The sequence below is a fragment of the Nitrosomonas sp. genome (assembly GCA_031316255.1).
GTDB lineage: Bacteria > Pseudomonadota > Gammaproteobacteria > Burkholderiales > Nitrosomonadaceae > Nitrosomonas.
The window spans coordinates 3,005,484-3,017,169 of record JALDQW010000001.1; the positions used below are offsets into that span (position 1 = coordinate 3,005,484).

Below are 11,686 nucleotides of genomic sequence, written 5' to 3' on the forward strand. Positions count from 1 at the left end.
GTTGTTAAGAACAAAATCAAGGTTTAATCACGATAAACCAAAAGTTGGATTGGTTTTGACCGGCGGCGGCGCACGAGCGGCATATCAGGTTGGTGTGTTGTGCGCGATTGCCGAGATGTTACCGGAGGGCGCTGAAAATCCGTTTCCAGTAATTTGTGGCACCTCTGCAGGCGCCATTAATGCTGCCAGTTTGGCCGTCGCCGCGAATGATTTTCAGGAAGGTGTGCGCCTGTTGGAGGATGTGTGGATCAATTTTCATGTCGATCAGGTGTATCGATCTGATTTTCTGGGTGTGCTTAAAAATAGTTTTCGCTTTTTAAGATCGCTGTTTTCTAGTAATTATGGCCGTCATACGGCAATCTCCCTGCTGGATAACTCACCCTTGCAGTCGTTGTTATTGCATAGAGTCCCATTAAGAATGCTTCATCATTGTATTCGTTCAGGATCGTTGCATGCGCTGGGTATTACCGCCTGGGGATATACTTCCGGGCAATCGGTAACATTTTATCAAGCTGCCCGCGATATTGTTCCTTGGAAACGTGCGCAGCGTGTGGGTGTATCAACTCAAATCAGTGTGCAGCACCTGATGGCATCTTCCGCGATACCGTTTTTTTTTCCACCGATTAAGTTACACCGTGAATTTTTTGGCGATGGTTCAATGCGCCAGTTGACGCCAATTAGCCCGGCGCTTCATCTGGGTGCAGATAAGGTTCTGATTTTGGGCGTGCATAAGGAGAAAGACAATGCGCCAAAACGTGTCAGCACAACGAATTATCCTTCATTTGCACAAATCGCAGGACATGCCATGAACAGTATTTTTGTCGACAGCCTCGATGTAGATCTTGAGCGTTTGCGGCGCATCAATGAGACATTAAAATTAATCCCGTCTGAGACCCGGCACGAAAATAATATTCGATTGAGGCCTATCGATTCGATGATAATTTACCCCAGTATAGAAATTAATGAAATTGCACAAAGCTATGCGCATTCATTGCCGGTTACAATGCGTTCCTTGTATCGAGCAGTAGGTGCGATGAGTCCTAACGGTTCGACATTGTTAAGCTATGTGTTGTTTGAAGCACAATTTTGTAAAGCTTTAATCGAACTGGGCCGTAATGATGCCCTGCAACAAAAAGAAAGAATTTTGCAATTTATCAGTGCTTAGTAGCTTTGGACCAGATGATGCGCAGTTATTTATTCTGTTTTAATAAAATCGCGACTAGAGGTGAAACTTAAATGGGCTTTGAGAGTCCACAATTCTGGATTGCTGTAGTACAAATTATTGCAATAGATATTGTATTGGGTGGGGATAATGCAGTTGTAATTGCATTGGCTTGTCGTCATTTACCAGAGAAACAACGTAATCAGGGTATTTTCTGGGGTGTGTTTGGCGCCATTGCATTACGCGTTGTTCTCATTTTTTTCGCATTGAATCTGCTGACAGTGCCTTATTTGAAAATTGTGGGCGCCTGCTTATTAATTTGGATAGGTATCAAGTTGCTGCTACCTGAGCCAGCAGGCAACGCCCATGATGTTGCGGCCAGTACAACACTGGCAGGGGCCATTAAAACAATTATTGTCGCAGATGCCGTGATGAGCCTCGATAATGTAATAGCGATAGCCGGAGCGGCAAAAGACAGTATGAGTCTCGTGATTTTCGGTTTGGTGATTAGTGTGCCCATTATCGTATGGGGTAGCAAGCTGGTCATGAAGCTAATGGACCGTTATCCAATAACAATCGTAATCGGTGCTGCGTTACTTGGCTGGATAGCTGGAGACATGATGGTAACCGATCAGGTTACAAAAGATTGGGTGAGCCACAATGCCGTTTATTTGCAATGGATGATACCGATTTTAACTGTAATTGTTGTGGTTGTAACCGGTAAAAAACTTGCTGCCCATACGCAAGCCAGAATGGCACCGGTGGTGGATCTTGTCGATGAAACAAAGAAATCGCGTTAGAATGTACCGGTGTGTACAATAATCTAAAAATTAAACATGTTGAAAATTTTGTTACCCATTGATGGATCAGATTATTCTGTTAAAGCGGCAAGAAAATCGATCGAAATGATGGCCTGGTATCGCGAAAGACCTGAAATTCATGTACTGAATGTCCAATTTCCGCTTGATGGTAATGTTTCGTTATTTATTAATCATAGTGATATTCATCAGTATCACTACGAAGAAGGTATGAAGTCCTTGCAGACAGCATGCGAAATATTAGACCAAGCTGAAATTCCGTATGAAAATCATATTACGGTTGGTGACCCGGCGGAAATGATTGAGCGATTTGCGATAGAACTGCACTGTAATTTGATTGTTATCAGCGCGCGAGGGCATGGTGTAATACAGAGTTTGCTACTTGGCTCAGTGGTTAATAAAGTGATGCAATTATCGTCGATACCTGTATTACTCGTTAAATAGTGTAAAAATTTGGAGCGAGACGTGAAGCTCAGAATATTAGGATGTAGTGGTGGCATCGGTAGTGATTCAGATACAACAGCCATGTTGATTGATTCCGATATTTTGATCGATGCGGGAACCGGAGTCGGTAAATTATCGCTGGAAGAGTTGGTTAATATTGATCACATTTTTGTGACACATGCTCATCTTGATCATATTGTTTATATCCCTTTCTTGGTCGATACAGTAGGTTTTATACGTCAGAAACCCATAACGATCCATGCGACTCAAGAGACTATCGACATTTTATGCAAGCATATGTTTAACTGGCATATTTGGCCAGATTTTACAAAAATACCCGATACTAATAATCCTTATATGCAATATAAAGTGATATCGCAGGGTGAGGTTTCAGATTTGGGGGGGAGAAAGATTACACCGTTGCCTGCCAATCATGTTGTGCCGGCAGTAGGCTATCAAATCGATTCTGGCCGAGCCAGTTTGGTTTTTACTGGAGATACAACAACTAATGATGCGCTCTGGTCTGTCGTAAATACTATTGAAAATTTGGAGTATTTGATTATTGAAGTAGCCTTTTGCGAGAAGAAAAGGGATATTGCCATACGGTCAAAACATCTTTGTCCAAGCTTGTTATGCGCCGAGTTGGAAAAACTTAAGCGCAAGGCAGAAATATATATTACACATTTGAAACAGGGCGAAGATGAATTGACGATGCGTGAGATTAAATCCTGTGCTGGAAAATTTAATCCACGTAGACTATTAAGAAATCAGGTATTCGAATTCTAGGGTATCTTTGAGAGGTGTTTAATGGAAACAATGACCGCAGTTGAATCCCAAGGTGGAGAATCTTCCGATATTACCAGCAGACTTGATTTTTCAAAAAATCTGCAGGCTGTCACGAATAAAATCCATGCAGCCAGCGACATTGATGAAATAATGCTGGAGGTCAGTAAAGATATTTGTGGGCTATTCAATGCAGACCGGTTGACAATTTATACCTTGAGTGAGGATAAGTCGTACTTGACCTCCAGAGTGAAAACCGGCCTTGATTCATTTCAGGATTTGAAACTGGCTATCAGCGAACATAGCATTGCAGGTTTTGTCGGATTGAGAAAAAAAAAGGTAAACATAGAAGATGTTTATAATAAACGTGAATTAAAGGCACTTAGCGAAAATTTGACCTTTTTGCAGGAAGTCGATAAACGTACGGGTTATCGAACAAAACAGATGCTGGTGGCGCCCATTCTGAGTGCAGATGACAGTGCATTAGTGGGTGTTATGCAAGTGATCAACAACAAAGAAAACAAACCTTTCTCTCCAATGGTTGTTGATGGCGCTGAAGAAGTTACCCGGACTTTGGCGATTGCGCTAAAACAGAGACAAAAAACGTTCAAGTTACTTAAATCAAAATATGATTTTCTGATTTTCGATGCGATTATTTCTGCTGCCGAATTTGAGCTGGCAACACGCTCTGCACGAAAAAAAGGTTGTGATCTGGAAGATGTTTTAATCGATGAATTGCAGATTCCTGTGCCTATGATTGGTAAGGCGCTGGCGTCGTTCTTCGATGTCAAGTATGAGCCGTTTAAAGCTGATCGGATAAAACCAATAGATATATTACGTAATCTGAAAAGAGATTATGTCGAAGCAAATGCCTGGCTTCCCATTGATGATGGTAAAGACGGGCTGGTGGTATTGACACTTGATCCCGAACGTATCAGGTCGCTACGTATTGTTAATAATATTTTTCCGAAATATAAAGTCGTTTATTCGGTTACGACCAAGCGTGAATTCAAACGGACGGTTGATTTGTTCTATGGCAGCAGTCATGATGAAATCGATTCGGGCGATATTAATGAGATGCTCGTTGGCCTGGAAGATGATACTGAAGATACACATGAGTTGGATGATGCTTCTGCTGCATCGGATAACGAACTGGTCAAACTGGTCAACAAGATTATTATTGATGCCTACAAAATGGGCGTATCCGATATTCACATCGAACCTTATCCGGGGAAGGAAAAGACCAAAGTTCGTTTTCGAAAGGATGGTTCGCTGATGCCTTATATCGAGATTCCGGCAAGTTACCGGAATCCTCTGATAACCCGTATCAAGATTATGTGCGATCTGGACATTTCAGAAAAACGCCGTCCACAGGACGGCAAAATCAAATTCAAAAAATACGCGCCGCTGGATATCGAACTCAGGGTTGCCACGATTCCGTCAGCCGGTGGAATCGAAGATGTTGTTATGCGTATTTTGGCGGCTGGAGAACCGATTCCGCTCGATAATATGGGGTTTACATCGCATAATCTGGACGAGTTGAAGCAGATTATTAGTAAACCTTATGGTTTGTTTTTTGTGTGTGGCCCAACCGGTTCTGGTAAAACAACGACATTACATTCCATTTTGAAATATCTTAATCGTGCTGAAACTAAAATCTGGACAGCAGAAGATCCTGTCGAGATAACCCAGAAGGGATTGCGCCAGGTTCAGATGAATGTCAAAGCAGGCCTGACATTTCCGGTTGTGATGAAATCATTTCTGCGTGCAGATCCTGATATCATCATGGTTGGTGAAATGCGTGACAAAGAAACAACGAGTATCGGCATTGAGGCATCATTAACCGGTCACTTGGTTTTTGCGACGTTGCACACGAACAGCGCACCGGAATCAGTGATTCGTTTATTGGATATGGGGATGGATCCATTTAATTTCGCGGATGCACTACTGGGTGTATTGGCGCAACGATTGGCCAAGCGTTTATGTAAAAAGTGTAAAGAACCCCATGTGGCTACCGATCGGGAACTCAAATCGCTTCTGACGGAATACTGTGAGGAGTTAAAAAATATCAATCGTTTCAAAGAAAATCCAGACACTGCTTATGAGGAAATACTCGCCAGTTGGAGGAAGCAGTATGGTGACGAAAAAGGTCAGATTACTTTGTATAAATCTGTTGGCTGTGATGATTGTGCCGGAACGGGGTACAGCGGGCGTGTTGGCTTACATGAATTACTCACGGCATCGGATGCCTTGAAAAAGCTTATTCAGGAACGTTCAAGAGTGGCGGAAATGCTAGTAACAGCACTGGATGAAGGTATGCGTACGCTAAAACAGGATGGCATTGAGAAAGTACTGCAAGGTATTACCGATATTCATCAGGTCAGAGTTGTGTGTATCAAGTAATCGTGATCATTTAACACAGTAAATTTGTACAAGCGTATTGCTGCTTTATCGAGCTGGCGTTAATCTGATAAGATATGGCGAAATTTTCCTTTTGCCGGAGTGTGGGAAAAATAGGGAAGTTACTCTGTTCATTCACTCAATCGTGATAATGGTTTTAAATAATAGAACGCTAGCTGTTACTTTAGTCACTACTTTGTTTCTCGGATTAACAAGTCCATCTGCGCTAGATGCTGCACAGCAATTGGATATTCGTCCCTATGAAACGGCGGACGAATGCAATCCAAATATTTCACAAATTAGGGTAACGGTAACGGGCGTCAGCTATGGCGGCATGCTCACATTGGGTTTGTATAACGATCCAAATCATTTCTTAATGAAACATGGCAGGAAACGGCATATTCGTATTCCGGCAACCGATGAGCGGCATATTGTCTGTTTTAATCTCGATCAGCATGGTACGTATGCCGTATCGGCTTATCATGATAGAGACGCCGATCGTAAATTAAAACGACGCTGGAATCTATTGCCGGGCGAGCCTTTCGGCTTGTCCAACAATCCTCAGCCTGTTATGGGGCTGCCCAAATTTAGTGATTCGGCTTTTACGACAGAAGGACTAGGGGCCGATATCATCATTAATTTACATCAGCCTTAGTTGTGTTTATATACAGTTAGTCGCAGAAATTATAGGAAATGGCAGATGAAATTACTGTTTAGCCTGATAATCGCGTTTTCAACTGTATATTTGGCGATTGTGCTGCTGGTTTATTTTGCCCAGTCGCATTTGATTTATTTTCCACAAACCGGCCGTGAAATTGTTGCAACACCCGAGCAAGTTGGGCTTAGGTATGAATCAATCAATATTAGAACAAACGATGAAGAAACATTGCACGGCTGGTTTATACCGGCTCCGGATGCAATAGGAACTGTACTGTTTTTTCATGGCAATGCCGGAAATATTTCACACCGCCTCGATTATTTGCAGATGTTCAGTGCGCTCAAGCTGAATACTTTTATTTTTGATTATCGCGGCTACGGCCAGAGTAGCGGTACGCCGACTGAAATCGGGACCTATAGCGACGCAATAGCGGCTTGGAAATATCTAACCGAGGTTAAAGGAATAGCGCCACAAGAAATTGTGTTATTTGGTGAATCATTGGGTGGTGCCATAGCCACATGGCTGGCTGCGCAGAAAAACTCTGCACTGTTGGTGTTGGCCTCCACTTTTACTTCGGTGCCGGATCTGGCTGTAACGATATATCCTTTTTTACCGGTGCGATGGATTGCCCGGGTTAATTACAGCACTCTGGAATACTTACAGTCAGTAAATTGTCCGGTACTAATCGCGCATAGCCCGGATGATGAGATTGTGCCTTTTTCTCATGGTCAGCGTCTGTTTCATACCGCAGCAAACCCCAAAGACTTCTTGATGTTATCCAATGGCCATAATGACGGGGTCATTTTTATGCGCGATGAATGGATCGAGAAACTTACTTTTTTTATTCAAACCAACCTTAAGTCGAAGCATTGATTTGTTCGCGTACTCATGATGTGAACTGAAGTTTTGATAATACCGAGAATTTTAAATCGGACTTTACATAATTTTGACATTTGATTGGCTATAATGCGTTGCTACATATGGATTTAATTATGTGAAGAAAGTGATTCGGTTTGACGGATTTGCTGAAAATCTATCCAAGTAATTTCAGATTGAATAGCCTGGTTACTTACGCAATAGAGTCTGCAAGCGTTGTTTGGTGATTGGATACTATAAGAAAAGTAACTTTTTGAGAATGCTTGGTACTATAAATATTTTTATGTTTTGGTATAACCTACCGGTACCAAAAATTGTTATGAGCGCATACAGATGAATGTGCTTATCATAGAAGATAACCAAGATATTGCTGCCAGCATCTATGATTATCTGGAATCTTTGGGTTATGCCGTTGATGTCGCCGGTGTAGGGAAAATTGGTTTGCATTTGGCATTGACTAAGCATTACGATGTCATCATTTTGGACTTGGGTTTGCCTGATATTGATGGCTGCAAAATTTGCCAGCGGCTTCGACAAGAGGAACAATGTTCAGTTCCGATAATCATGCTAACTGCCAGAGATTCGCTCGATAGCAAATTGGAAGCATTTAATTCCGGTGCGGACGATTACTTGATTAAGCCTTTTGCTTTAAAAGAACTTGCAGCAAGAGTTAAAGTGTTGTCAGGAAGGGTTAATCGTGGCCCAGTTTCCCGGATTTAAGTTTTTATAAGGCATTTAACGTTTGATTCTGTTTGTTGGGTTGAGTAAGCTGATAGCAGATATTACTTAAACGTATAGGCTTATAGTTTCTGGAATTGATTGCGAGTATTCATGTTTGAACACAATCTAATCTTGTGTTTTTGTTCAAGAATAGTTCAAGGCATTGGCTCTTCGCGGATTATTATGCTGGGAATGCATCACAATTTTTTATATGGTGCGGAATAAATCGATTCGAACGTGTTTGCTGGCCTTCTTTACAGAACACTCAGAAGATTTGACTAAATATATCGCATTATGTATATTTCGCGGGGTAAAACAGTAAGTTTATTTCCTTTTTGCGCTAATCCGCCAAATCCTGTTACAGTTATACTGTGATCAATGATTTGATCTAATAATTATCGTCTTCTAATTGTATTTAGAAAATAGCTATCAATGATTGCAGCATCCCACGTCAAGGCAGAGCCCTTTTTTCTTGAAGGCCCGAACGGGAGACTGTTTGCAGTGTATCATCCTCCTCTATACGGTGTTGAAGTCAAAGGCTGTTTCTTATATGTTCAGCCATTTGCTGAAGAGATGAATCGATGCCGCCAGATGGTTTCACTTCAAGCTCGTGAGTTTTCTAGATTAGGGTATGGATGCTTGTTACTTGATCTCTATGGAACAGGGGACAGTGAAGGTCAATATCAGGAGGGTACATGGGATGTGTATCAGGCAGATCTGCTAGCAGGTTTACAGTGGATAAGTGCAAAAGGTTACGACAATATTTTGCTCTGGGCTGTACGGCATGGAGCGCTCCTTGCGCTTGAGCTTGCAAGTAACATGCCTCCGCCACACAGGCTTTTATTCTGGCAGCCCGTTCTAAACGGACAAACTGCACTAACGCAAATTCTCAGAATTGAATTTGCGGCTTCATTAGCGGGTGAAAATAAAGTGAGCATGGATAATTTAAGAAATCAAATCAATACGGGTGAAACTATTGAGTTATCAGGCTACGAAACAGCAGCTTCATTTCTCGCTACCCTCGAAGCATCCAAGGTGTCAAACTATTATATGTTGCCAGAAGTCGAAGTGCATTGGTTCGATGTACTCTCTTCGGAAGATCAGAATCCTGCAAGATCAAGGACCAAGGTTGAACAAGAATGGAAGAATGCCGGGGCGCAAGTTCACTACGAAACAGTCGTGGGGCCTGCCTTCTGGCAAGTCTGGGAGCGTGTTATTGCCGGTGAACTTATCGATCAGACAAGCGCTTGGGTACAAACCGATTTAACGAAAAAATAGATGGAAACCCCAATTAGCTTCAAGTGCGAAGATTGCGAATTATTGGGTATTCTCAATGTTCCTGATACGTTTTCACCGAGACGGGGTGTAGTTTTTATCGTGGCTGACGGGCCGCAATATCGGGTAGGCGCGCAACGTCAATTTGTGACAATGGCGCGAACCATGGAAAAATCAGGTTACGCAACACTGAGATTCGACTACAGGGGCATGGGTGATAGCGAAGGAATACATCGTGGCTTCGAGTATGTGAATGAAGACATCAAGGCTGCAGTGGATGCACTGCTGGCAAGCTGTACAAGTATTGAGGAAGTCGTATTATGGGGGGAGTGTGATTCGGCGGCCGCCGTATTATTCTATGCACATACTGACACACGTGTCAAAGGGGTTTGTATTGCAAATCCGTGGGTAAGAACAGAAGAAGGGCGGGCCAAAACAATTGTTAAACACTATTACCAAAGCCGGCTAGTCGATAAGAAATTTTGGAAAAAGCTTTTATCCGGGCAATTTGAGTTTCGAAATTCGCTTGTTTCATTATGGAATAACATAATTAAAGTTTTCAGGGCGAAAAATCTTTCTAATCCAGTCCGTAATAATTCATCTGACAGCATGAATCAACAGCCCTTGCCGTCAAGGCTTGCGTATGGTTTGGGTAGTTTCGATGGTCAAGTATTGTTGATATTGAGTGGTAACGACTGGATTGCGAAAGAGTTTCTTGATATGGTGGCAGCATCGCCTGTTTGGCAGAATCTTTTGAACGATGAACGACTGGTGCGTCATGAAATACAAGATGCGGACCACTCATTCTCAAGAAAGGTGTCGCGTGACGAACTGTTGCGTTTAAACCTTGAATGGCTAAAATCATGGTAATAAAGTGTAGTCATACCAAACTTTGGAGTTATTGATAGCATGAAAAATCCGAAGCATGCACCAATGCATCAATTCCCAGTGGTCAATGATTGTCTCCAAGTAGGCGGCAGGCCTATCACCAACATTGCCAATGAAATTGGAGGCGCGCCGTTTTATGTATATGACCGGAAACTGATGACCCAGAGGGTGGAACAACTGCGAAATACACTGCCTGATGGGTTAATCATAAAATTTGCGATAAAAGCTAACCCAATGCCTGCTGTCGTTCAACATATGTCTTCTCTTGTTGATGGTCTTGATGTGGCTTCTGCGGGTGAACTCAGGATTGCATTGGATACCGGGATTGATCCAATCCATGTCAGCTTTGCCGGTCCGGGGAAAATGGATTGGGAGTTGAAGCAGACGATTTCTTCAGGTGCGATACTGAATCTTGAATCCGAGAATGAGATGGAAAGAGCGGCCAAGATTGGTGAGCAATTGGGAATCCAGCCACATGTGTTAATTCGGGTAAATCCCGAATTCGAATTGAAATCCTCGGGTGTAAAAATGGGTGGGGGTCCCAAACCCTTTGGTGTTGATTCAGAACGCGTGCCCGCTATGTTGCAAAGGCTAGGAGAGCTAAAGCTGGACTTTCGTGGTTTTCATATTTACAGTGGCTCGCAAAACCTGAATCCTGAAAGTATTATAGAAGCACAAAATAAGACAATAGACCTTAGCTTTCGTTTGGCTGAATTTGTGCCGCAGCCGATTACAGTGCTTAATATAGGTGGCGGATTTGGAATTCCTTTATTTCCAGGTGATAAACATCTGGAACTCGGTCCAATTGCGGACAATTTGGAATCCAGAATCAAGGATGTCGCTTCAAGACTACCGACGGCACGCGTTGCAATCGAGCTTGGCCGTTATCTGGTAGGAGAAGCAGGTCTTTATGTCAGCGAAGTTGTTGATCGTAAAATATCACGGGGCGAGGTCTATATCGTGACGAATGGTGGACTACACCAGCATCTTGCAGCAAGTGGTAATTTTGGTCAGGTTCTGCGTAAAAACTTTCCTGTTGTTGTTGCTAATCGCGTCGTTGGTTCCAAGCGGGAAGTTGTCAATGTCGTTGGCCCACTTTGCACGCCGCTGGATATTCTGGCTGAACAAATGGAATTGGCGGCCGCACAGCCGGGTGATTTAATTGCTGTTTACCAGTCAGGCGCTTATGGTTTCAGTACAAGTCCTATTGCATTTCTTGGACACCCTCCACCTGCACAGATATTGGTATAAAAACAACATCCGGCAGGGTTAAGCGAAGTTGGCTTGCTATAAAAATACTTTTATTCAATTTTTTGCTGCAAGAATTCGGTAAGGCTTCCTAATGTCTGGAATACCTCGGCAGAGATTTCATCGTCTTCTACAACGATTTCAAATTCATCCTCTAGCGCCGTCAATACTGACACGACACCAACAGAATCAAGTTCTGCAATAGCGCCAAGTAATGGCGATGTCGCTTCCATTTGATCGACTTGTTTATTGTCGAGCACCAGGGTGTCGCGAAGTATTCTTTTAATGTCGTCCATTAATGACATTTTTTAAAGCTCCTTATAAATGTTTCTTCATCGGATAAGAGATCGATTGCCGCAGATTTCCTGATTATACTAGACCTCATATAGCATCGCGCTGTGAAGTAGGGCAATA

At 42.7% G+C, this 11,686-nt stretch carries 12 protein-coding genes; 11 read left to right on the forward strand and 1 reads right to left on the reverse strand.

Annotation, left to right across the window (positions count from 1 at the left end):
- The first annotated feature begins 1 nt into the window (after nucleotide 1).
- The 11 genes from MRK00_13360 (at nucleotide 2) to MRK00_13410 (ending at nucleotide 11,275) form a co-directional block, all read left to right on the forward strand.
- The gene (locus MRK00_13360) at nucleotides 2-1,165 is read left to right on the forward strand and encodes a patatin-like phospholipase family protein (protein MDR4518359.1); all 1,164 of its coding nucleotides are present in this window, start codon (nucleotides 2-4) and stop codon (nucleotides 1,163-1,165) included.
- Between the two features lie 71 nt (nucleotides 1,166-1,236).
- A complete protein-coding gene (locus tag MRK00_13365) occupies nucleotides 1,237-1,962 on the forward strand; it encodes a TerC family protein (protein MDR4518360.1) in 726 nt (241 codons plus the stop codon).
- 36 nt (nucleotides 1,963-1,998) lie between these two features.
- A complete protein-coding gene (locus MRK00_13370) occupies nucleotides 1,999-2,424 on the forward strand; it encodes a universal stress protein (protein ID MDR4518361.1) in 426 nt (141 codons plus the stop codon).
- A 21-nt stretch (nucleotides 2,425-2,445) separates the two neighbouring features.
- Nucleotides 2,446-3,210: a 3',5'-cyclic-nucleotide phosphodiesterase gene (locus MRK00_13375; GenBank protein MDR4518362.1), complete on the forward strand. Its 765-nt coding sequence runs from the start codon at nucleotides 2,446-2,448 to the stop codon at nucleotides 3,208-3,210.
- Nucleotides 3,211-3,231: 21 nt separating this feature from the next.
- Nucleotides 3,232-5,610, forward strand: a complete 2,379-nt coding sequence (locus MRK00_13380; GenBank protein MDR4518363.1) for a GspE/PulE family protein — start codon at nucleotides 3,232-3,234, stop codon at nucleotides 5,608-5,610.
- 148 nt (nucleotides 5,611-5,758) lie between these two features.
- Nucleotides 5,759-6,262: a DUF2141 domain-containing protein gene (locus tag MRK00_13385; protein ID MDR4518364.1), complete on the forward strand. Its 504-nt coding sequence runs from the start codon at nucleotides 5,759-5,761 to the stop codon at nucleotides 6,260-6,262.
- Nucleotides 6,263-6,307: 45 nt separating this feature from the next.
- Nucleotides 6,308-7,138 (forward strand): alpha/beta hydrolase, encoded by an 831-nt coding sequence (locus tag MRK00_13390; GenBank protein ID MDR4518365.1) that lies wholly within the window; start codon nucleotides 6,308-6,310, stop codon nucleotides 7,136-7,138.
- Nucleotides 7,139-7,474: 336 nt separating this feature from the next.
- The gene (locus tag MRK00_13395; GenBank protein MDR4518366.1) at nucleotides 7,475-7,861 is read left to right on the forward strand and encodes a response regulator transcription factor; all 387 of its coding nucleotides are present in this window, start codon (nucleotides 7,475-7,477) and stop codon (nucleotides 7,859-7,861) included.
- A 432-nt stretch (nucleotides 7,862-8,293) separates the two neighbouring features.
- Nucleotides 8,294-9,139, forward strand: a complete 846-nt coding sequence (locus MRK00_13400) for a hydrolase 2, exosortase A system-associated (GenBank protein MDR4518367.1) — start codon at nucleotides 8,294-8,296, stop codon at nucleotides 9,137-9,139.
- Nucleotides 9,140-10,006, forward strand: a complete 867-nt coding sequence (locus MRK00_13405) for a hydrolase 1, exosortase A system-associated (GenBank protein ID MDR4518368.1) — start codon at nucleotides 9,140-9,142, stop codon at nucleotides 10,004-10,006.
- Between the two features lie 39 nt (nucleotides 10,007-10,045).
- Nucleotides 10,046-11,275, forward strand: coding sequence for a pyridoxal-dependent decarboxylase, exosortase A system-associated (locus MRK00_13410; GenBank protein MDR4518369.1), 1,230 nt, complete (start codon nucleotides 10,046-10,048; stop codon nucleotides 11,273-11,275).
- 50 nt (nucleotides 11,276-11,325) lie between these two features.
- Here MRK00_13410 and MRK00_13415 read toward each other — a convergent pair whose 3' ends face one another.
- Complete coding sequence (locus MRK00_13415; GenBank protein ID MDR4518370.1) at nucleotides 11,326-11,577, reverse strand: phosphopantetheine-binding protein; 252 nt, start codon at nucleotides 11,575-11,577, stop codon at nucleotides 11,326-11,328.
- Nucleotides 11,578-11,686: the final 109 nt, after the last annotated feature.

Coding starts and splice junctions, on each gene's coding strand:
- MRK00_13400 (MDR4518367.1), top strand. CDS start 8,294: ATGATTGCAGCATCCCACGTCAAGGCAGAGCCCTTTTTTCTTGAAGGC.
- MRK00_13385 (MDR4518364.1), top strand. CDS start 5,759: ATGGTTTTAAATAATAGAACGCTAGCTGTTACTTTAGTCACTACTTTG.
- MRK00_13390 (MDR4518365.1), top strand. CDS start 6,308: ATGAAATTACTGTTTAGCCTGATAATCGCGTTTTCAACTGTATATTTG.
- MRK00_13410 (MDR4518369.1), top strand. CDS start 10,046: ATGAAAAATCCGAAGCATGCACCAATGCATCAATTCCCAGTGGTCAAT.
- MRK00_13365 (MDR4518360.1), top strand. CDS start 1,237: ATGGGCTTTGAGAGTCCACAATTCTGGATTGCTGTAGTACAAATTATT.
- MRK00_13370 (MDR4518361.1), top strand. CDS start 1,999: ATGTTGAAAATTTTGTTACCCATTGATGGATCAGATTATTCTGTTAAA.
- MRK00_13395 (MDR4518366.1), top strand. CDS start 7,475: ATGAATGTGCTTATCATAGAAGATAACCAAGATATTGCTGCCAGCATC.
- MRK00_13415 (MDR4518370.1), bottom strand. CDS start 11,577: ATGTCATTAATGGACGACATTAAAAGAATACTTCGCGACACCCTGGTG.
- MRK00_13405 (MDR4518368.1), top strand. CDS start 9,140: ATGGAAACCCCAATTAGCTTCAAGTGCGAAGATTGCGAATTATTGGGT.
- MRK00_13380 (MDR4518363.1), top strand. CDS start 3,232: ATGGAAACAATGACCGCAGTTGAATCCCAAGGTGGAGAATCTTCCGAT.